Raw genomic sequence first — 21,566 nt, forward strand, 5'->3', positions numbered from 1 at the left:
ACAATATGAGCTATGCATTTCCGGGCACCTTCCCCGGTCGCCGTATGCGCCGTGTGCGCCGTCACGATTTCAGTCGTCGACTGGTCGCTGAAAATCAGCTAACAGTCAATGATTTGATCTATCCGGTGTTTGTCATGGAAGGAAACAACCATCAGCAGGCCGTTTCGTCGATGCCGGGAGTCTCGCGTATGACGATTGATTTGTTGGTGAAGGAAGCTGAGGCGATTGCCAAGCTTGGCGTCCCGGTCATATCGTTATTCCCGGTTATTGAATCCGGCATGAAATCATTACATGCGGAAGAAGCTTATAACCCGAAGGGGCTGGTGCAACGGGCGGTTCGGGCATTAAAAGACGCGGTGCCAGAATTAGGTATTCTGACTGATGTTGCCCTCGACCCGTACACCACTCATGGGCAAGATGGTGTGATTGATGCTGATGGCTATGTCATTAACGATATTACCAAAGAAATTTTGGTTCGCCAGGCATTGTCACATGCCGAGGCTGGCGCTGAAATTGTTGCCCCGAGCGATATGATGGATGGCCGCATTGGCGCTATTCGCGATCAGTTAGAGCTGCAAGGATGGGTCAATACGCAAATTATGGCGTACTCGGCCAAATATGCCTCGAGCTACTATGGCCCATTCCGTGATGCCATTGGTTCCAGCAGTAACTTGAAAGGCGGCAATAAAAAAACTTATCAAATGGACCCAGCCAACAGTGATGAAGCATTGCAAGAGATTGCTCAGGACTTGCAGGAAGGGGCTGATATGGTGATGGTCAAACCTGGGATGCCCTATCTGGATGTGGTGCGTCGGGTGAAAGATACCTTTGGGGTTCCGACCTTTGCTTATCAAGTCTCTGGTGAATATGCGATGCACATGGCTGCCATCCAAAATGGCTGGCTACAAGAGAAACCGACGGTGATGGAGTCATTATTGTGCTTTAAACGCGCGGGTGCCGATGGGGTATTAACCTATTTTGCTAAGCAAGTTGCCCAATGGTTACATGACGATCAACTGCAGCGTTAATTCTTTTGTCATCGATAGCAGCTGGATATGAGTCATTAAATAGCAAGGTAGGTACTGAGATACCTACCTTGGGTGCAGTGAATTAAGCATTTTACTGTTTTTCGAACTGACGATTATCCAAGCTTTGTAATACCTGACTATTAAGCATATTCAACAGCAACATTGAGCGAGCTTCGCCATCGGGCTCGGTATAAATCGCCTGTAAGCCGGAAAAAATACCCTCTGTAATTGTCACAACATCGCCAGGGGCGGGGACCTCCGGGGCAATGATTTTATCCGCAATATGGGATTGCATCTCAGCAATCACGATAGCCGGGATGACCGCGGGCTGTACACCAAACCGCACAAAGTGGCTGACACCTCGGGTGGCACTTATCGTCGTGGTATGAATATGCTCCGGATCAAACTCCACAAAGAGATAATTCGGGAATAACGCTTCTATTACTTCAGTTCGTTTTCCGCGCGCTATCTTTTCGATAGTGACTACCGGTGTCCAGCAGCTCACCTCCTGCCGCTCTAGATGCTCTTTAGCGCGTAAAAGCTGACCACGTTTACAATATAACAAATACCAGTGTTTCATCATTTCATATGCCTTTGGCTACTAATTGGCAGCATAGCAAAAGTGGAAATATTTATACAGCGAGGAAAACATCCTTTTATATATATCTGTTATATAAGGATTTAGCTTATTTAATATCGCAGGGGTGTTATCTGTACGTGTAAATGTTAATGGTAAATAGCAGCTTGATATTTTTCGGATTATCCGACCCTCATTTTAACAAAAAGACAGCAACTGCTATAAAGACCGCCTATAATGGCGCATCACCTAGCCGTCGAAATGATCAGCATGAAATACCGTGACTTACGTGACTTCCTCTCGTTGCTGGAACAGAGGGGTGAACTTAAACGCATTAGCCAGCCTATTGACCCCTATCTGGAAATGACAGAAATTGCCGATCGCACTTTACGTGCCGGTGGGCCTGCATTACTTTTCGAGAATCCAACAGGTTATAGCATGCCAGTGTTGTGTAATCTGTTTGGTACCGCCAAACGGGTTGCCATGGGAATGGGGCAAGAAGATGTCAGCGCACTGCGTGATGTCGGTAAACTTTTAGCTTTCCTGAAAGAGCCAGACCCTCCGAAAGGTTTTCGTGATCTATTCGATAAACTGCCTAAATTTAAGCAGGTATTGAATATGCCAACGAAATGCTTAAGCTCCGCACCATGTCAGGAGCAAGTGTGGCAGGGCGATGATGTCGACTTGAGTCGCATTCCTGTTATGCACTGTTGGCCTGAGGATGCCGCCCCATTAGTCTCTTGGGGGTTGACGGTGACCCGAGGCCCACATAAAGAGCGCCAGAATCTGGGTATCTATCGCCAACAAGTCTTGGGCAAAAACAAGTTAATTATGCGCTGGCTCTCCCATCGCGGTGGCGCGCTAGACTATCAAGAATGGTGTGAGGCGCATCCTGGCGAGCGCTTCCCGGTTGCCGTCGCGCTGGGAGCTGACCCAGCGACCATTCTGGCGGCGGTAACGCCAGTGCCGGATACTCTCTCTGAGTATGCTTTTGCCGGTTTATTACGCGGCCATAAAACGGAAGTCGTAAAATGTCTTTCCAATGACCTTGAAGTGCCGGCAAGTGCAGAAATTGTATTGGAAGGATATATTGAGCAGGGTGATATGGCACCAGAGGGCCCTTATGGTGACCATACCGGCTATTATAATGAGATTGATAGTTTCCCTGTCTTTACCGTCACACATATTACCCAACGTAAAGACGCGATTTATCATTCCACTTATACTGGTCGGCCGCCCGATGAGCCGGCGGTAATGGGGGTTGCACTGAATGAAGTCTTTGTTCCTATTTTGCAAAAGCAATTCCCAGAGATTGTTGATTTTTATCTGCCGCCTGAAGGGTGCTCGTATCGCCTGGCGGTGGTGACTATCAAGAAACAGTATGCTGGTCATGCAAAACGCGTGATGATGGGCGTTTGGTCATTTTTACGTCAGTTTATGTATACGAAATTTGTTATTGTTTGTGATGATGACATTAATGCGCGTGATTGGAATGATGTTATTTGGGCGATTACGACCCGTATGGACCCATCGCGCGATACAGTATTAATTGAAAATACGCCGATAGATTACTTGGATTTCGCCTCACCGGTTTCCGGTTTGGGATCGAAAATGGGGCTGGATGCCACCAACAAATGGCCAGCTGAGACTCCGCGTGAATGGGGGCGTCCAATTAAGATGGATGACGAAGTCTGCGCCCGCGTTGATGCTATGTGGGATGAGCTCGCCATTTTCAGTGACAAAGAAACGAAACGCTAACCAGCGTCCATTTTGTCCTTAGTTTTGCATTTGATGACCCGACAGAGGGAAGGCATGACAACTTTAAGCTGTAAAGTAACCTCCGTAGAGGCCATTACCGATACGGTGTACCGGGTGCAATTGGTGCCTGCATCTGCATTTTCTTTCCGGGCTGGGCAGTATTTGATGGTCGTCATGGATGAGCGCGATAAACGCCCATTTTCAATGGCATCCACACCACTGCAAAAAGACTCTATCGAGCTGCACATCGGGGCTTCGGAACTGAATCTATACGCCATGGCGGTGATGGACCGAATTCTGAAAGAGAAAACACTGGATGTGGACATTCCTCATGGTGAGGCGTGGTTCCGCGAGGGAAGCCATCGTCCATTGATTTTGATTGCTGGCGGTACCGGTTTTTCCTATGCGCGTTCAGTTTTGTTGGCGGCATTAGCGGAACAACCGGATCGTGAAGTTTCCATCTATTGGGGTGGGCGCGAAGCGGTGCATTTATATGACCTTAGCGAGCTGGAAGCGCTATCGATTAAGTATCCGCAGTTGAAAGTTATTCCGGTGGTTGAGCAGCCGGAAGAGGGGTGGCGCGGCCGTACCGGAACCGTTCTGAGCGCGGTGTTGCAAGACTACGGTTCTCTTGCTGAGCAGGATATTTATATCGCAGGCCGCTTTGAAATGGCCAAGATTGCCCGTGAGCGTTTCTGTGCTGAACGGGGCGCGCAGGAAGCTCACATCTATGGTGATGCTTTTGCCTTTATCTGAGTTGCGGTTTGATTGACTGAAATAATCATTTGGTCGGTCAAAGGATAAAAAGCCCGCCCCTGACAGGCGGGAAAACGGCAACTAAACACCAGGTACAGCGGTTATCAGGGCCTGTATTTAGGCCCTGAATGTTTTTTAAATAAGATATTCAGCAGCTAGACGCGTTCAAAGACGGTCGCGATGCCTTGGCCTAAGCCGATGCACATGGTTGCTAGGCCGAATTGCACATCACGGCGTTCCATCAGATTGAGCAACGTGGTCGAGATTCGCGCCCCAGAACAACCCAATGGATGGCCGAGAGCAATAGCGCCGCCATTCAGATTAACTTTGTCATCCATACTCTCCAGCAGCCCCAAACCTTTCAGGCAAGCCAGTGATTGCGCGGCAAAAGCCTCATTTAATTCAAATAAACCAATATCTTCCAGTTTTAACCCCGCACGTTTTAATGCCAGTTGGCTGGCGGGGACTGGGCCATATCCCATAATCGATGGGTCACAGCCGACGACCGCCATTGAACGAATGCGCGCGCGGGGTGTTAAACCCAATGATTTTGCACGTGATTCACTCATGATAAGCATGGCAGCAGCGCCATCGGAAAGGGCTGATGATGTCCCGGCCGTCACGGTGCCATTCACGGGGTCAAAGGCTGGGCGTAGCGCGGCCAAACCCGCAAGATTGGTTTCTGGGCGAATAACTTCATCGAAATCAAAACGTTTTAAGATGCCGTCAGCGTCATGCCCATTAGTGGCGACAATCTCATTGGCAAAATGGCCCGCCTGTGTCGCGGCATAGGCGCGTTGGTGGGAGCGAACGGCAAACTCATCTTGTGACTGGCGGCTGATATTGTGGATTTTTGCCAACATTTCAGCGGTTAACCCCATCATTCCGGCAGCTTTAGCCACTGTACGGCTCAGGCCAGGATGGAAATCAACACCGTGATTCATGGGCACATGACCCATATGTTCCACGCCACCAATTAAACTGACTTGTGCATCACCCACCATGATAGCTCTGGCACCATCATGCAAAGCTTGCATTGATGAACCACACAGGCGGTTAACGGTAACGGCGGGAACACTGTGGGGAATTTCGGCCAACAAAGAAGCATTGCGGGCAATATTAAAGCCCTGCTCTAATGTTTGTTGCACACATCCCCAATAGATATCGTCGATTTCGGCGGCATTCAATCCCGGATTACGGCTCAGTACTTCCCGCATTAAGTGAGCGGAGAGATCTTCTGCTCGAACCTGACGGAATGCACCGCCTTTGGAGCGGCCCATTGGTGTGCGGACGGCATCAATAATGACTACATTTTCCATGTTTTCAGACCTCATGCCGGTTGACTGGTAGTAACATCAAGCAGCGCTGCTGCCACAGGATAATAGCTTTCGTTATGTTCAGCTTTGGCTCTCAGCCCGGCCGGGATGTGATAGAGCGCACCAAGATGGGCATAGCGCTGGGCCATTTCGACATAATTTGCACTGCCGATGGTGTCAAGGTAACGGAAAACACCGCCGTGGAATGGTGGGAAGCCAAGGCCATAGACTAGCGCCATATCGCCCTCCGCTGGGCTGGCGATAATGCCCTCTTCCAGGCAGCGCACCACTTCATTGATCATCGGGATCATGGTGCGGGCAATAATGTCATCATCGCTAAACTTCTGAATGGGTTGACTGACTTGCGCCAGTAACACATCGACTTGTTCATCGTGCTCTTTACGCGGTTTGCCCTTGGCATCTTGGGTGTAGCGGTAGAAGCCTTGGCCATTCTTTTGACCAAATCGTTGATTATCAAACATCACGTCAACAGCATCGCGATAATCTTTACTCATGCGGTCAGGGAAACCAGCAGCCATCACGGCTTGTGCATGGTGCGCGGTATCAATGCCGACCACATCTAATAGATAAGCAGGGCCCATTGGCCAGCCAAATTGCTTCTCCATCACTTTATCAATCTGGCGGAAGTCCGCGCCGTCTCTGACCAACATGCCGAATCCAGCCAGATACGGGAATAAGACACGGTTAACAAAGAAACCCGGGCAATCATTCACCACAATGGGGGTTTTACCCATTTGTGTGGCGTATGCTACAACGGCGGCGATAGTTTTATCTGAGGTTTTCGCGCCACGAATAATCTCAACCAGCGGCATCCGGTGAACCGGGTTGAAGAAGTGCATCCCACAGAAATTTTCTGGGCGTTTGAGGGAGTTAGCGAGCTGATCAATTGGGATTGTCGAGGTATTCGAGGCTAACACCGTTTCCTCGCCAATCAGTGCTTCAACCTCGGCCAGGACGGCCGCTTTCACTTTTGGATTTTCCACCACGGCTTCCACGATGACTTGGGCGCGCTCAATGCCGGTGTAATCTAATGTCGGCTGGATGGTCGCCAGGATATTCGCCATTTTCAGACCATCTATTTTGCCGCGTTCCAACTGTTTATTCAGTAGCTTAGCGGCTTCATTCATCCCCAATGTCAGAGATTTGTCATTGATATCTTTCATCATGACCGGCACACCTTTCAGTGCCGATTGATAGGCGATACCGCCGCCCATAATCCCAGCGCCCAGTACCGCGGCCTGTTTTGGCGCACTGACACCTTTGGCGAGCTTCTTAGCTTGACCTTTAACATATTGATCATTGAGGAAAATGCCGACTAATGCTCGTGCTTCATTGGAGCCTGCTAAGGGAACAAAACTATTGGTTTCCAGCTTCAATGCTTCGGCTCGGCCAAATTTTGCCGCGGCTTCAATGGTTTTGACGGCAGTCAGCGGAGCCGGATAGTGTTTACCGGCCACTTGCATGACCATGCCTTTGGCAATTGTAAAGCACATGGCGGCTTCGGTCGGGTTGAGCTTCAGTGGCTCTAATTTCGGGCGGCGTGCTGCTTGCCAGTCGAGTTTCTCGTCAATGGCTTGCTTCAGCATGACTAAAGCAGCATCGGCCAGCTTTTCAGGGGCCACAACGGCATCAACCAACCCCACTTTTAAGGCATCTTTGGCAATAATATCTTTACCCGCGGCGATAATTTCCAGTGCACTGTCAGCACCTAATAAGCGCGGTAACCGCACCGAGCCGCCAAAGCCCGGCATGATACCGAGCTTGGTTTCCGGTAGGCCGATACGGGCTTCGGGGGAGGCCACGCGAAAATCGGTCGCCAGAATACATTCACATCCGCCACCCAGCGCATAGCCATTGATTGCCGCAATGGTTGGCACCGGTAAATCTTCTAGACGATTGAAAATATCATTAGCGAAAACCAGCCATTGGTGCAGTTTTTCTGGTGGCTCGTTAAACAGGGACAGAAACTCGGTGATATCGGCACCGACAATAAAGGCTGCTTTGGCGGAGCGCAATAGCAACCCTTTGAGTTCGCTTTGTTTTTCCAACACAGCTAGGGCTTCACCCAGATTGGCTACAGTTTTGGTATCCAGCTTATTAACTGAACCCGGTGCATCAAACACCAACTCGGCAATACCGTTTTCCAACCAGTGAAGCTTTAGTGTTTCGCTTTGGTAGAGCATATCTATCTCCTGAATAAGCGCATGTGATCTGGTATGACCAGATATTCAGGAAGTGTGTATATTTTGTTAATAAATTGCAAACAAGAGATTGATTTTTTGCGGTGAAGATCACAGTCAATCAGGAAGAGTTATTGATTTTTATTGGATTTATTCGCGGCGAATTGAGCAGAAAGCGCTTGAATCTCGCGCGCCAGATAAGGTATTTGGCTGGCTGATAATAGCTCGTCGAAACATGGTGTTGGCGACTATGATAAGATAAAACACTCAGTTCTAATAGCGAAGGGTACTGTGATGGAAACGCTGGCTTCTTTATATAACGAACATTTATCCACCCTACAACAACGCACTCGCGAGGTGCTAGAGCGCCATCAGTTGGACGCTTTACTGATTCATTCCGGTGAGTTACAACGTATTTTCCTTGATGATCGCGACTACCCTTTTAAAGTTAATGCCCAATTCAAAGCTTGGCTGCCGGTGACGCAAGTCCCAAACTGCTGGCTATGGGTTGATGGTGTTAATACACCGAAGTTATGGTTTTACTCCCCGGTAGATTATTGGCACAGTGTGGAGCCGCTGCCAGACAGCTTCTGGACAAAATATATTGATATCAAGCCATTAGCTAACGCCGATGACATTGCACAGCAATTACCGGTGCAGCGCGATCGCGTGGCCTATATTGGCTATGCGCAGCAACGCGCTCAAGCTCTGGGGTTCAGTGCCGAAAATATTAATCCAAAACCGGTGTTGGATTATCTTCATTTCTACCGCTCTTATAAAACAGATTATGAATTGGCGTGCATGCGCGAAGCACAAAAGATGGCGGTTGCTGGGCATCGGGCGGCATATGAAGCATTCCAGTCGGGTATGAGTGAGTTTGATATCAATCTGGCGTATCTGATGGCGACGGGGCATCGTGATACTGATGTACCTTACGATAATATTGTTGCGCTGAATGAACACTCTGCGGTGCTGCATTACACCACATTACAGCACCAGCCTCCGGCTGAAATGCGCAGTTTCTTAATGGATGCTGGAGCTGAGTACAATGGTTATGCTGCTGACCTAACCCGCAGCTATGCTGCTGATAATGAAAGCGATTTTGCCGCATTGATTAAAGATCTTAATGATGAACAGCTGGCCTTGATCAAAACCATTAAAAGTGGCGAGCGCTATACCGATTATCATGTCCAGATGCACCAGCGTATTGCCAAGCTGCTGCGCACTCATAATCTGGTCACGGGCATCAGTGAAGAGGCGATGGTTGAAAAAGGCATTACCAGCCCCTTCTTGCCGCATGGATTGGGCCACCCTCTTGGCTTGCAAGTTCATGATACTGCTGGGTTTATGCAAGACGACAAAGGTACGCATCTCAGTGCGCCATCCCAGTATCCTTACTTGCGTTGCACTCGTATTCTGCAACCTGGCATGGTGCTGACCATTGAGCCGGGCCTCTACTTTATCGAATCTCTCTTGGCCCCATGGCGCACTGGTGAATTCAGACAGCATTTCAATTGGGAACTGATTGATATTCTGAAGCCTTATGGTGGCATTCGTATAGAAGACAATATAGTTATTCATGATAATCGGGTCGAGAATATGACGCGTGACCTGAAACTGGCCTGATGCAGCCTTATTTGATACCTGCGGCTCCGGCCACTGTCAGCGAAGAAATCAAAAAAAGCCGTTTTATCACCTTGCTGGCGCATACCAGTGGGGTGAATGAAGCAAAAGATTTCATTCAGCAGATAAAGCAGCAGCACCCAACTGCCCGGCATCATTGCTGGGCTTTTGTTGCTGGGGCACCAACAGACTCACAGCAATTAGGTTTTTCCGATGATGGCGAGCCCTCGGGCACGGCGGGGAAACCTATTCTGGCCCAATTGATGGGCAGCGGGATGGGTGAAATCACAGCTGTGGTTGTGCGCTATTATGGCGGTATCAAGCTCGGGACTGGCGGGTTAGTCAGGGCCTATGGCAGTGGCGTTCAACAAGCATTAAAACAGATTGAAGTAACATATAAAGTCCCACAGGTAGAATATACTTTGCAGTGCGACTATGCGCAGCTCGCGATGGTCGACACATTATTACAGCAGGTTGACGGCCAGATTTTACAGAGTGAATATGCACAACTCGTGACACTTCATCTCTCTTTGCCAGCAACTCAAGCCAGTCAGGTCGGGGATAAATTGCGAGATCTCAGTCGTGGTACGTTGCAATTGACGCCCATTTCGCAATAATCCCCATCCAAGTGAATTGCTAAGGAACGTGCCGGAATGCATTTTCGTGCCATAACCCGTATTGTTGGTCTGCTGGTCATCTTATTCTCCGGGACAATGTTTATTCCCGGGCTAGTGGCCTTGATCTATCGTGATGGTGCCGGCCGTGCCTTCAGCGAAACCTTTTTTGTTGCTCTGGCGATCGGCCTGTTGCTCTGGCTACCCAACCGAAAACAGAAACATGAGTTAAAGCCCCGCGAGGGCTTTCTCATTGTGGTGCTGTTCTGGACGGTGCTGGGCAGTGTCGGGGCATTGCCTTTTCTATTCTCAGAGCGGCCCAATCTTTCGTTAACTGATGCATTTTTTGAATCATTCTCAGGGTTGACGACGACGGGAGCCACCACTCTGGTGGGGCTAGATTCACTGCCCAAAGCCATTTTATTCTATCGACAAATGCTGCAATGGCTTGGCGGCATGGGGATCATCGTCTTGGCGGTAGCTATTTTGCCTATCTTGGGGGTCGGGGGCATGCAGCTCTATCGCGCAGAAATGCCCGGCCCATTGAAAGACAATAAAATGCGCCCTCGGATTGCTGAAACCGCGAAAACACTGTGGCTTATCTATGTGTTGCTGACCATCGCCTGTGCGCTTTCACTATGGGGCGCGGGGATGTCGGTGTTTGATGCCATTTCTCACAGCTTCTCAACTATTGCGATAGGCGGCTTCTCGACCCATGATGCCAGTATCGGTTACTTCAACAGCCCGACGATTAACACCATTATTGGTATTTTCTTGCTGATTTCGGGGTGTAACTTTGGTTTGCACTTTGCGGTGCTCAGTGGCCGCAGTTTGAAAGTTTATTGGCGTGACCCCGAATTCCGGATGTTTATCTTTGTACAATTGACGCTGGTTATCGTTTGTACCTTGGTACTCTGGCAGCACAATGTGTACAAATCGGGTCTGGAAACCTTAAATCAGGCCTTTTTCCAAGTGGTGTCCATGGCGACCACGGCGGGTTTCACGACAGATAGCATTGCCAAATGGCCGCTGTTCCTGCCGATACTCTTATTATGCTCTGCTTTTATCGGGGGCTGTGCGGGCTCGACCGGCGGCGGATTGAAAGTTATCCGTATCTTGCTGCTTTATCTACAAGGCTCACGTGAATTAAAACGCTTAGTGCATCCCAATGCGGTTTACACCATTAAGTTGGGGCGGCGAGCATTACCAGAGCGGATACTGGAAGCGGTCTGGGGATTCTTCTCCGCGTACGCATTGGTTTTCATCATCAGCATGTTGGCGATTATCGCGACGGGTGTTGATGAGTTTTCTGCTTTTGCGGCAGTCACCGCAACTTTAAACAACCTCGGGCCAGGTTTGGGTGTTGTCGCTGATAACTTCACTTCTATGAATCCAGCTGCTAAATGGATATTAGTGATAACAATGCTGTTCGGCCGATTGGAAGTTTTCACTTTGCTGGTTCTTTTCACCCCAACATTCTGGCGTGAGTAATTCTGCATAAGGAACATTGCTATGAAAGTACTGATACTTTACTCCAGCCGAGACGGCCAAACACAAACTATTGCTTCTTATATAGCTCGGGAATTATCAGCAATAGCGACTTGTGAAATACAAGATTTAGCAGCCGCAGGGCAAATAGACCTGAGCCAGTATCAACAAGTGATGATTGGTGCCTCGGTGCGTTATGGGCATTTCAGCCCAGTATTAAGTCAATTCGTCAATAAACATGTCGAACAGCTCAATCAGATGCCGAGTGCGTTCTTTGCTGTCAATCTTACTGCCCGCAAACTAGAAAAACGTTCGCCACAGACCAACGCCTATGTCCGTAAGTTTTTGCTAAGCACCCCGTGGCAACCCACATTGTGCACGGTATTCGCCGGAGCCCTGCGTTATCCGCGTTATCGCTGGATAGATAGGATTATGATTCAACTTATCATGCGCATGACGGGCGGCGAGACGGATACCAGTAAAGAAGTTGAGTATACCGATTGGCAACAGGTCAGCGGTTTTGCTCAGGATTTCTCTGCACTACAGTACAAAAAGTAACAACAATGGCGGTTATCGCAGCAAATCGTTGAAATAAAACACGGTTGAAAAGTTTTTTCAAATTAGGGGTTGCAGGCTGTCAGGAACTCCCTATAATGCGCCTCCACTGACCGGGAACAACGAAACACATCTCGCCGGGTCAGGAAGAGAAAAGAACGGTTTTGACTTCGCAAGAAACAAAATAATTCCTTGACTCTTCAGCGGGAAAGCGTATTATCTGCCTCCCGCGTTACCGTAAGATTCGCCGCAAGGCAAACGGGTAACGAACGCTCTTTAACAATTTATCAGACAATCTGTGTGGGCACTCGCAAGACGATATCAAAGCCTGTTTCGGCAGGCAGAAATAATCAAAGTCTTGAAGAGTGACCAAAGCAGTACACATTTGAACTTCGGTTCGAATGCATATTTGCAGAAAGTAATCTTTGAGCATCGCCATTTCGGTGGCAAATCAAACAAATCTTAAATTGAAGAGTTTGATCATGGCTCAGATTGAACGCTGGCGGCAGGCCTAACACATGCAAGTCGAGCGGCAGCGGGAAGTAGCTTGCTACTTTGCCGGCGAGCGGCGGACGGGTGAGTAATGTCTGGGAAACTGCCTGATGGAGGGGGATAACTACTGGAAACGGTAGCTAATACCGCATGACGTCTTCGGACCAAAGTGGGGGACCTTCGGGCCTCACGCCATCGGATGTGCCCAGATGGGATTAGCTAGTAGGTGGGGTAACGGCTCACCTAGGCGACGATCCCTAGCTGGTCTGAGAGGATGACCAGCCACACTGGAACTGAGACACGGTCCAGACTCCTACGGGAGGCAGCAGTGGGGAATATTGCACAATGGGCGCAAGCCTGATGCAGCCATGCCGCGTGTGTGAAGAAGGCCTTCGGGTTGTAAAGCACTTTCAGCGAGGAGGAAGGCATAAAGGTTAATAACCTTTGTGATTGACGTTACTCGCAGAAGAAGCACCGGCTAACTCCGTGCCAGCAGCCGCGGTAATACGGAGGGTGCAAGCGTTAATCGGAATTACTGGGCGTAAAGCGCACGCAGGCGGTTTGTTAAGTCAGATGTGAAATCCCCGCGCTTAACGTGGGAACTGCATTTGAAACTGGCAAGCTAGAGTCTTGTAGAGGGGGGTAGAATTCCAGGTGTAGCGGTGAAATGCGTAGAGATCTGGAGGAATACCGGTGGCGAAGGCGGCCCCCTGGACAAAGACTGACGCTCAGGTGCGAAAGCGTGGGGAGCAAACAGGATTAGATACCCTGGTAGTCCACGCTGTAAACGATGTCGACTTGGAGGTTGTGCCCTTGAGGCGTGGCTTCCGGAGCTAACGCGTTAAGTCGACCGCCTGGGGAGTACGGCCGCAAGGTTAAAACTCAAATGAATTGACGGGGGCCCGCACAAGCGGTGGAGCATGTGGTTTAATTCGATGCAACGCGAAGAACCTTACCTACTCTTGACATCCACAGAACTTAGCAGAGATGCTTCGGTGCCTTCGGGAACTGTGAGACAGGTGCTGCATGGCTGTCGTCAGCTCGTGTTGTGAAATGTTGGGTTAAGTCCCGCAACGAGCGCAACCCTTATCCTTTGTTGCCAGCACGTAATGGTGGGAACTCAAAGGAGACTGCCGGTGATAAACCGGAGGAAGGTGGGGATGACGTCAAGTCATCATGGCCCTTACGAGTAGGGCTACACACGTGCTACAATGGCAGATACAAAGTGAAGCGAACTCGCGAGAGCAAGCGGACCACATAAAGTCTGTCGTAGTCCGGATTGGAGTCTGCAACTCGACTCCATGAAGTCGGAATCGCTAGTAATCGTAGATCAGAATGCTACGGTGAATACGTTCCCGGGCCTTGTACACACCGCCCGTCACACCATGGGAGTGGGTTGCAAAAGAAGTAGGTAGCTTAACCTTCGGGAGGGCGCTTACCACTTTGTGATTCATGACTGGGGTGAAGTCGTAACAAGGTAACCGTAGGGGAACCTGCGGTTGGATCACCTCCTTACCTAAAGATACGCATTGCGCAGTGTCCACACAGATTGTCTGATAGAAAGTAAACGAGCAAGAGCACCTGTTGATGTTGTGAGTATTGACTCACAATGACACAAGAAACGATTAAGATTTTATCATTTAGTCGGAATTTCCTGTGTCCCCATCGTCTAGAGGCCTAGGACACTGCCCTTTCACGGCTGTAACAGGGGTTCGAATCCCCTTGGGGACGCCACTCCGATAATGTGTGAAAGACATTATCAACCGGTTCTTTATGAACTGAAAATAACTTAAAGATGACTTTAACAAGTCGTGTTTAAGATATTGCTCTTTAACAATCTGGAACAAGCTGAAAATTGAAACATGACAGCTGAAACTTATCTCTCCGTAGAAGTGCTGAGATAAGGATTAACCTGTCATAGAGTCTCTCAAATAATCGCAATGCGACGATGTCGAAAGACACCTTCGGGTTGTGAGGTTAAGCGACTAAGCGTACACGGTGGATGCCTAGGCAGTCAGAGGCGATGAAGGGCGTGCTAATCTGCGAAAAGCGTCGGTAAGGTGATATGAACCGTTACAACCGACGATACCCGAATGGGGAAACCCAGTGCAATTCGTTGCACTATTGCATGGTGAATACATAGCCATGCAAGGCGAACCGGGGGAACTGAAACATCTAAGTACCCCGAGGAAAAGAAATCAACCGAGATTCCCCCAGTAGCGGCGAGCGAACGGGGAGGAGCCCAGAGTCTGAATCAGTTTGTGTGTTAGTGGAAGCGTCTGGAAAGTCGCACGGTACAGGGTGATAGTCCCGTACACAAAAATACACTTGCTGTGAACTCGATGAGTAGGGCGGGACACGTGACATCCTGTCTGAATATGGGGGGACCATCCTCCAAGGCTAAATACTCCTGACTGACCGATAGTGAACCAGTACCGTGAGGGAAAGGCGAAAAGAACCCCGGCGAGGGGAGTGAAATAGAACCTGAAACCGTGTACGTACAAGCAGTGGGAGCACCTTCGTGGTGTGACTGCGTACCTTTTGTATAATGGGTCAGCGACTTATATTTTGTAGCAAGGTTAACCGAATAGGGGAGCCGTAGGGAAACCGAGTCTTAACTGGGCGTCTAGTTGCAAGGTATAGACCCGAAACCCGGTGATCTAGCCATGGGCAGGTTGAAGGTTGGGTAACACTAACTGGAGGACCGAACCGACTAATGTTGAAAAATTAGCGGATGACTTGTGGCTGGGGGTGAAAGGCCAATCAAACCGGGAGATAGCTGGTTCTCCCCGAAAGCTATTTAGGTAGCGCCTCGTGAACTCATCTTCGGGGGTAGAGCACTGTTTCGGCTAGGGGGCCATCCCGGCTTACCAAACCGATGCAAACTCCGAATACCGAAGAATGTTATCACGGGAGACACACGGCGGGTGCTAACGTCCGTCGTGAAGAGGGAAACAACCCAGACCGCCAGCTAAGGTCCCAAAGTCATGGTTAAGTGGGAAACGATGTGGGAAGGCATAGACAGCCAGGATGTTGGCTTAGAAGCAGCCATCATTTAAAGAAAGCGTAATAGCTCACTGGTCGAGTCGGCCTGCGCGGAAGATGTAACGGGGCTAAACCATGCACCGAAGCTGCGGCAGCGACGCTTAGGCGTTGTTGGGTAGGGGAGCGTTCTGTAAGCCGTTGAAGGTGAACTGTGAGGTTTGCTGGAGGTATCAGAAGTGCGAATGCTGACATAAGTAACGATAATGCGGGTGAAAAGCCCGCACGCCGGAAGACCAAGGGTTCCTGTCCAACGTTAATCGGGGCAGGGTGAGTCGACCCCTAAGGCGAGGCTGAAAAGCGTAGTCGATGGGAAACAGGTTAATATTCCTGTACTTGGTGTTACTGCGAAGGGGGGACGGAGAAGGCTAGGCTAGCCGGGCGACGGTTGTCCCGGTTTAAGCATGTAGGCGGAGTGACTTGGTAAATCCGGTTGCTTATCAACGCTGAGGTGTGATGACGAGCCACTACGGTGGTGAAGTAGTTGATGCCAAGCTTCCAGGAAAAGCCTCTAAGCATCAGGTAACATTAAATCGTACCCCAAACCGACACAGGTGGTCAGGTAGAGAATACTCAGGCGCTTGAGAGAACTCGGGTGAAGGAACTAGGCAAAATGGTGCCGTAACTTCGGGAGAAGGCACGCTGGCATTAGGTAAAGAGACTTGCTCTCGGCGCCGAAGCCAGTCGAAGATACCAGCTGGCTGCAACTGTTTAATAAAAACACAGCACTGTGCAAACACGAAAGTGGACGTATACGGTGTGACGCCTGCCCGGTGCTGGAAGGTTAATTGATGGGGTCAGCCGCAAGGCGAAGCTCTTGATCGAAGCCCCAGTAAACGGCGGCCGTAACTATAACGGTCCTAAGGTAGCGAAATTCCTTGTCGGGTAAGTTCCGACCTGCACGAATGGCGTAATGATGGCCAGGCTGTCTCCACCCGAGACTCAGTGAAATTGAACTCGCTGTGAAGATGCAGTGTACCCGCGGCAAGACGGAAAGACCCCGTGAACCTTTACTATAGCTTGACACTGAACATTGAGCCTTGATGTGTAGGATAGGTGGGAGGCATCGAAGCGTGGACGCCAGTCTGCGTGGAGCCAACCTTGAAATACCACCCTTTAATGTTTGATGTTCTAACTCGGCCCCATAATCTGGGGTGAGGACAGTGTCTGGTGGGTAGTTTGACTGGGGCGGTCTCCTCCCAAAGAGTAACGGAGGAGCACGAAGGTTAGCTAATCACGGTCGGACATCGTGAGGTTAGTGCAAAGGCATAAGCTAGCTTGACTGCGAGAGTGACGGCTCGAGCAGGTACGAAAGTAGGTCTTAGTGATCCGGTGGTTCTGAATGGAAGGGCCATCGCTCAACGGATAAAAGGTACTCCGGGGATAACAGGCTGATACCGCCCAAGAGTTCATATCGACGGCGGTGTTTGGCACCTCGATGTCGGCTCATCACATCCTGGGGCTGAAGTAGGTCCCAAGGGTATGGCTGTTCGCCATTTAAAGTGGTACGCGAGCTGGGTTTAGAACGTCGTGAGACAGTTCGGTCCCTATCTGCCGTGGGCGTTGGAAGATTGAGAGGGGCTGCTCCTAGTACGAGAGGACCGGAGTGGACGAATCACTGGTGTTCGGGTTGTCATGCCAATGGCATTGCCCGGTAGCTAAATTCGGAAGAGATAACCGCTGAAAGCATCTAAGCGGGAAACTTGCCTCGAGATGAGTCTTCCCTGGGGCTTTAAGCCCCCTGAAGGAACGTTAAAGACTATGACGTTGATAGGCTGGGTGTGTAAGTGCAGCGATGCATTGAGCTAACCAGTACTAATGATCCGTGAGGCTTAACCTTACAACACCGAAGGTGTTTTAGAGAGAATTTTGATTTTCAGCGATGTTTACAGATTGGATTAACTGGCTGCGTGATGATTATCATGGAGCGGGTTGATTAAAACAGAATTTGCCTGGCGGCCATAGCGCGGTGGGACCACCTGAACCCATGCCGAACTCAGAAGTGAAACGCCGTAGCGCCGATGGTAGTGTGGGGTCTCCCCATGCGAGAGTAGGACACTGCCAGGCATCAAATCAAGTAAAGACCCCATGCCAAAAGCGTGGGGTTTTTGCTATGTGCGGGATATGAGAAAGAGAAGCCTTCTGCTGTGCAGAGGGCTTTTTTATGTCTGTACTTAAAACAATATACAATATGAGTATTATGATCGGTTAGACTAGCACCAGAGCTAGTTAGAATGAGTATCTAATGTAATGTCGAATCAATGTTCCCCGCTAAAACACCTCAATACTTTTGCACTATCAGCCTATGCGAGCAATGTAATAAGTGCCAGCACAGTGCAAGATTTGATTGATGCGTGGCGTGAATCAGTCTCTAAACATCAACCGGTGCTTTTGCTTGGTGAAGGTAGCAATGTACTGTTCATTGAGAATTACGCAGGAACAGTATTACTCAATCGCATCAAGGGCATCACTTTTACGGAAGATGATACCGCCTGGCACCTGCATGTTGGTGCTGGGGAGAATTGGCACCAATTAGTCTGTTATTCGTTGCAAAACAACATGCCGGGGCTAGAGAATTTAGCTTTAATCCCGGGTTGTGTCGGTTCTGCGCCAATCCAAAATATTGGGGCATATGGTGTTGAGCTGCAAAAGGTATGCGAATACGTTGACTTACTTGATATGGCTGAGGGCACAGTGCTGCGCCTCTCGGCGCGAGACTGCCAGTTCGGTTATCGTGACAGCATATTTAAGCATTGTTATGGGAATGGGTTTGCCATCGTCGCTGTGGGGATCAGATTACTAAAATCTTGGACTCCAACATTGGGTTATGGCGATTTAACTCGTCTGAACCCATTGACGGTTACGGCAGAAGATATCTTCAACTCAGTCTGTGCCATGCGCCGCAGCAAATTGCCTGACCCGACAGTGACCGGCAATGCTGGTAGTTTCTTTAAGAACCCAGTTGTGGATGCAACGGTGGCGGAAGAGATTGTGAAGCACTATCCCAATGCGCCACATTATCCACAACCCGACGGGTCAGTAAAGCTGGCCGCGGGTTGGCTGATTGACCAATGTGCGCTTAAAGGGTATCAGATTGGCGGGGCAGCGGTGCATCAACAGCAAGCTTTAGTCCTGATTAATCTTGCAGGTGCGACTGGGCAGGATGTGCTGGGTTTGGCACGCTATATTCGCCAGCAGGTCGCAAACAAATTTGCCATCTGGCTGGAGCCGGAGGTGCGCTTTATTGCAAGCCATGGGGAAGTTAATGCTGTGGAGCATTTGTCGTGAAAGATATTAAAGTACCCTTGCGATTAATTGGCATACTGGCCGATGGCGCTTTTCACTCCGGTGAGCAGCTAGGTGAAATGTTGGGTATGAGTCGCGCTGCAATTAATAAGCATATGCAGACTATCAGAGAATGGGGATTAGATGTCTACACTGTGCCGGGTAAGGGATATAGTTTGCCGGCACCTATCCAACTACTTGATGAAAAAACAATTTTAAGTTATTTACCTGCGGGCCAAATCGCCGTATTACCTGTTGTTGATTCAACGAACCAATATCTTCTGGATCGCATCACTGAGCTTAAATCTGGCGATGCTTGCGTTGCAGAATATCAGCAAGCAGGCCGGGGTAGACGTGGCCGTCAGTGGCGATCGCCTTTTGGTGCTAACCTTTATTTATCAATGTATTGGCGATTAGAACAAGGCCCTGCGGCAGCGATGGGGCTAAGTTTGGTTGTGGGCATCGTGATGGCTGAAGTGCTGCACAAATTAGGTGCTGAGCAAGTTCGTGTTAAGTGGCCGAATGATCTGTATCTCAATGATAAAAAACTGGCTGGTATATTAGTTGAACTCACTGGGAAGACCGGGGATGCAGCACAGTTGGTTATTGGTGCCGGTATAAACCTGAGTATGCGTGAGTCCGCGACGAATGTTATTAACCAAGATTGGATTAACTTACAGGAAGCTGGCGTTATTATTGATCGTAATAAACTGGCGGCGGAAATATTATCTGAATTACGGCTGGCGGTGGTTAAATTTGAAAATGAGGGGTTATCTGCCTTTATTTCACGTTGGCGAGAAATGGATAATTATCTTGATCGCCCGGTGAAGTTGATTATTGGCAGCCAAGAGATATTTGGGATCGCCCGTGGTATCGATCAGCAAGGTGCATTATTGTTAGAGCAGGAAGGCAATATAAAGGCTTATATTGGTGGCGAGATTTCCCTTCGCGGAGTTTAATTAATAAATTAGGCGGGTAGTGATGGCTACCCGCTATTCATTATTTTCTTAAGCGCACATTTTCAACTGCATGATTGGCACTTTTAGTCATTATTAGGCTTGCTCGTTCACGTGTTGGTAATATATTTTGTTTTAGATTCAATCCATTAATCTCTTTCCATAACTGGGTTGCAATCTTGACTGCTTCAGTTTCTGGCAGTTTGGCATAGTTATGGAAATAAGAATCTGGATTAGAGAATGCACCTTGTCGGAATTTAAGGAACCGGTTGATATACCAGCTTTGCAGTAAATCTTCTGGGGCATCTACATATATAGAGAAGTCCACAAAATCAGAGACAAATACATGGTGAGGATCATGTGGATAATCCATTCCACTTTGTAGAACATTTAATCCCTCTAATATAAGAATGTCCGGCTGTTTGATAACTTTATTACCCTCAGGGACAATGTCATATATTAAGTGGGAATAAACTGGCGCGGTAACATGGTCAGCCCCCGATTTCACTTCAGAAACAAATTTCACCAAGCTGTGCATATCATAGGATTGTGGAAATCCTTTTTTCTTCATCAATCCGCGCTCATTAAGCACTTTATTCGGATAAAGAAAACCATCAGTGGTAATCAGTTCAACACTCCGGTGCTCAGGCCAGCGGCTCAGCAATGCTTGCAGTAAACGGGCGGTGGTACTTTTACCCACCGCAACACTGCCGGCAATACCAATAACATACGGAATTCGTTGACCATCAGTGCCAAGGAATTGCTCTAGAACAGCCTGTCGACGCAAGTTAGAACTAATATAGAAATTAAGTAGGCGCGAAAGTGGCAGATATATTTGTGCCACTTCATCTAATGAAAGGTCTTCGTTAATCCCTTTAAGTTTAACGATTTCTTCTTCTGTTAGTGTCAATGGTACTGAGTCGCGCAAAGCAGCCCACTGAGTACGATCGAACTGTAGATAAGGCGTCGCTAAAGATTGATCTCTTTTTGTCATAAGCCAAATTCTGCCTGTTAACGCAGGTTGGGAAAGGCGCTGGACGCCAACTCCAGATAAGAAACAAGCTGCATATTATAGGCAGCTTGCGCTTTGGCGTAGACATTTTTGTATTTAGTGAGTGATTTCTTTGATGTGTGTTGCTATTCCAATCAATGAGTCAGGTCTTGATCTGATGATTGATTACCTGTGATATCGCTAGCTCGCTATGGCGCTATGTGTCTGATTCACAGCGAATAATCGTTTGAAATAAATAGCCGTTGGGTGATAGTAACCATCAGGTGTGCAGGCATAATCAGGAATCTCTCCCATGCAGCGGTATCCTTGCGCCCGGTAAAAAGATTCCGCCGGGGAGCCCGCTTGAGTATCGAGATAGAGTAACCCACGGCGAAGTTGAACCGCGCTATTCTCCATGGCGGCAACCAATTTATGCCCGATACCACCACGACGGCTACGGCTATGTACCAATAATTTCTGTACTTCGGCTCGATTTAACCCGTTTGGTTTTTGGCAAAGATCTAATTGGATGGTGCCAACAATTCCCATTTCATCGCGTGCTATCCATAACAATAATGTGCCTTTGGCGATGGCAGGACGAAGTCCGTGAAAGTAACTCTCGGCGTCTTCTTGTGAAAGCGCGCGCGTGTTGTAACCTATTGAAGCCCCGTGAGATACCGCATCTATCAGCAAATATGCCAATTCAGCTCGGTATATAGGTAATGTTGCCGCATTAAGTAAGACTATTTTCATGATAAAACTCCTTTCTCACTGCCGGTCTGTGCATATGTTTATTTTTAAGCAATAAATAAGCCAAATATGTAACAAGGAGATTATCAGCGTTGGGGGCACTATCGGTGGCGGCCGATGCACTCTAATGGGGC

At 48.9% G+C, this 21,566-nt stretch carries 14 protein-coding genes, 1 tRNA gene and 3 rRNA genes; 13 read left to right on the forward strand and 5 right to left on the reverse strand.

Annotation, left to right across the window (positions count from 1 at the left end):
- The first annotated feature begins 5 nt into the window (after positions 1 to 5).
- A complete protein-coding gene (gene hemB / locus D5F51_RS01400) occupies positions 6 to 1,028 on the forward strand; it encodes a porphobilinogen synthase (RefSeq protein WP_129195404.1) in 1,023 nt (340 codons plus the stop codon).
- A 91-nt stretch (positions 1,029 to 1,119) separates the two neighbouring features.
- On the opposite strand, the gene rfaH is transcribed toward hemB, so the two are convergent.
- The gene (rfaH, locus tag D5F51_RS01405; protein ID WP_025379846.1) at positions 1,120 to 1,608 is read right to left on the reverse strand and encodes a transcription/translation regulatory transformer protein RfaH; all 489 of its coding nucleotides are present in this window, start codon (positions 1,606 to 1,608) and stop codon (positions 1,120 to 1,122) included.
- Between the two features lie 258 nt (positions 1,609 to 1,866).
- Between rfaH and ubiD the strand changes: the two genes are divergently transcribed.
- A complete protein-coding gene (gene ubiD / locus D5F51_RS01410; protein WP_129199119.1) occupies positions 1,867 to 3,363 on the forward strand; it encodes a 4-hydroxy-3-polyprenylbenzoate decarboxylase in 1,497 nt (498 codons plus the stop codon).
- Positions 3,364 to 3,417: 54 nt separating this feature from the next.
- On the forward strand, positions 3,418 to 4,119 hold the full coding sequence (gene fre / locus D5F51_RS01415; RefSeq protein WP_025379844.1) for an NAD(P)H-flavin reductase: 702 nt from the start codon (positions 3,418 to 3,420) through the stop codon (positions 4,117 to 4,119).
- Positions 4,120 to 4,274: 155 nt separating this feature from the next.
- Here the strand turns inward: fre and fadA are convergent, their stop codons facing one another.
- Complete coding sequence (gene fadA, locus D5F51_RS01420) at positions 4,275 to 5,438, reverse strand: acetyl-CoA C-acyltransferase FadA (protein ID WP_129195405.1); 1,164 nt, start codon at positions 5,436 to 5,438, stop codon at positions 4,275 to 4,277.
- An 11-nt stretch (positions 5,439 to 5,449) separates the two neighbouring features.
- The gene (fadB, locus tag D5F51_RS01425) at positions 5,450 to 7,639 is read right to left on the reverse strand and encodes a fatty acid oxidation complex subunit alpha FadB (protein WP_129195406.1); all 2,190 of its coding nucleotides are present in this window, start codon (positions 7,637 to 7,639) and stop codon (positions 5,450 to 5,452) included.
- Between the two features lie 291 nt (positions 7,640 to 7,930).
- Between fadB and pepQ the strand changes: the two genes are divergently transcribed.
- From pepQ to birA, 10 genes are all read left to right on the forward strand, one after another.
- Positions 7,931 to 9,262 (forward strand): Xaa-Pro dipeptidase, encoded by a 1,332-nt coding sequence (gene pepQ, locus D5F51_RS01430; RefSeq protein WP_129195407.1) that lies wholly within the window; start codon positions 7,931 to 7,933, stop codon positions 9,260 to 9,262.
- The gene (locus D5F51_RS01435; RefSeq protein ID WP_129195408.1) at positions 9,262 to 9,876 is read left to right on the forward strand and encodes an IMPACT family protein; all 615 of its coding nucleotides are present in this window, start codon (positions 9,262 to 9,264) and stop codon (positions 9,874 to 9,876) included. Before pepQ ends, D5F51_RS01435 begins: the two co-directional genes overlap by 1 nt.
- Before the next feature lie 36 nt (positions 9,877 to 9,912).
- Positions 9,913 to 11,364 (forward strand): Trk system potassium transporter TrkH, encoded by a 1,452-nt coding sequence (gene trkH / locus D5F51_RS01440; RefSeq protein ID WP_025379839.1) that lies wholly within the window; start codon positions 9,913 to 9,915, stop codon positions 11,362 to 11,364.
- A gap of 21 nt (positions 11,365 to 11,385) precedes the next feature.
- The gene (hemG, locus tag D5F51_RS01445) at positions 11,386 to 11,919 is read left to right on the forward strand and encodes a menaquinone-dependent protoporphyrinogen IX dehydrogenase (protein WP_129195409.1); all 534 of its coding nucleotides are present in this window, start codon (positions 11,386 to 11,388) and stop codon (positions 11,917 to 11,919) included.
- Between the two features lie 461 nt (positions 11,920 to 12,380).
- A 16S ribosomal RNA gene (locus D5F51_RS01455) occupies positions 12,381 to 13,923 on the forward strand.
- 143 nt (positions 13,924 to 14,066) lie between these two features.
- A tRNA-Glu gene (locus D5F51_RS01460) sits at positions 14,067 to 14,142 on the forward strand.
- Positions 14,143 to 14,383: 241 nt separating this feature from the next.
- Positions 14,384 to 17,290 (forward strand): 23S ribosomal RNA (locus D5F51_RS01465).
- A 111-nt stretch (positions 17,291 to 17,401) separates the two neighbouring features.
- Positions 17,402 to 17,517 (forward strand): 5S ribosomal RNA (gene rrf / locus D5F51_RS01470).
- The 16S, 23S and 5S rRNA genes sit together here with 1 tRNA gene alongside, the layout of an rRNA operon.
- Before the next feature lie 183 nt (positions 17,518 to 17,700).
- Positions 17,701 to 18,738 (forward strand): UDP-N-acetylmuramate dehydrogenase, encoded by a 1,038-nt coding sequence (gene murB / locus D5F51_RS01475; RefSeq protein WP_129195410.1) that lies wholly within the window; start codon positions 17,701 to 17,703, stop codon positions 18,736 to 18,738.
- The gene (gene birA / locus D5F51_RS01480) at positions 18,735 to 19,694 is read left to right on the forward strand and encodes a bifunctional biotin--[acetyl-CoA-carboxylase] ligase/biotin operon repressor BirA (protein WP_129195411.1); all 960 of its coding nucleotides are present in this window, start codon (positions 18,735 to 18,737) and stop codon (positions 19,692 to 19,694) included. Before murB ends, birA begins: the two co-directional genes overlap by 4 nt.
- Before the next feature lie 40 nt (positions 19,695 to 19,734).
- On the opposite strand, the gene coaA is transcribed toward birA, so the two are convergent.
- Entirely contained in the window at positions 19,735 to 20,685 is a 951-nt protein-coding gene (coaA, locus tag D5F51_RS01485) for a type I pantothenate kinase (protein WP_025379835.1), read from the reverse strand.
- 198 nt (positions 20,686 to 20,883) lie between these two features.
- Complete coding sequence (locus D5F51_RS01490) at positions 20,884 to 21,435, reverse strand: GNAT family N-acetyltransferase (RefSeq protein WP_025379834.1); 552 nt, start codon at positions 21,433 to 21,435, stop codon at positions 20,884 to 20,886.
- Positions 21,436 to 21,566 lie beyond the last annotated feature (131 nt).

The organism is Yersinia hibernica (assembly GCF_004124235.1).
GTDB classification, from domain to species: Bacteria; Pseudomonadota; Gammaproteobacteria; order Enterobacterales; family Enterobacteriaceae; genus Yersinia; species Yersinia hibernica.

Coding starts and splice junctions, on each gene's coding strand:
- hemB (WP_129195404.1), top strand. CDS start 6: ATGAGCTATGCATTTCCGGGCACCTTCCCCGGTCGCCGTATGCGCCGT.
- rfaH (WP_025379846.1), bottom strand. CDS start 1,608: ATGAAACACTGGTATTTGTTATATTGTAAACGTGGTCAGCTTTTACGC.
- ubiD (WP_129199119.1), top strand. CDS start 1,867: ATGATCAGCATGAAATACCGTGACTTACGTGACTTCCTCTCGTTGCTG.
- fre (WP_025379844.1), top strand. CDS start 3,418: ATGACAACTTTAAGCTGTAAAGTAACCTCCGTAGAGGCCATTACCGAT.
- fadA (WP_129195405.1), bottom strand. CDS start 5,438: ATGGAAAATGTAGTCATTATTGATGCCGTCCGCACACCAATGGGCCGC.
- fadB (WP_129195406.1), bottom strand. CDS start 7,639: ATGCTCTACCAAAGCGAAACACTAAAGCTTCACTGGTTGGAAAACGGT.
- pepQ (WP_129195407.1), top strand. CDS start 7,931: ATGGAAACGCTGGCTTCTTTATATAACGAACATTTATCCACCCTACAA.
- D5F51_RS01435 (WP_129195408.1), top strand. CDS start 9,262: ATGCAGCCTTATTTGATACCTGCGGCTCCGGCCACTGTCAGCGAAGAA.
- trkH (WP_025379839.1), top strand. CDS start 9,913: ATGCATTTTCGTGCCATAACCCGTATTGTTGGTCTGCTGGTCATCTTA.
- hemG (WP_129195409.1), top strand. CDS start 11,386: ATGAAAGTACTGATACTTTACTCCAGCCGAGACGGCCAAACACAAACT.
- murB (WP_129195410.1), top strand. CDS start 17,701: ATGTCGAATCAATGTTCCCCGCTAAAACACCTCAATACTTTTGCACTA.
- coaA (WP_025379835.1), bottom strand. CDS start 20,685: ATGACAAAAAGAGATCAATCTTTAGCGACGCCTTATCTACAGTTCGAT.
- D5F51_RS01490 (WP_025379834.1), bottom strand. CDS start 21,435: ATGAAAATAGTCTTACTTAATGCGGCAACATTACCTATATACCGAGCT.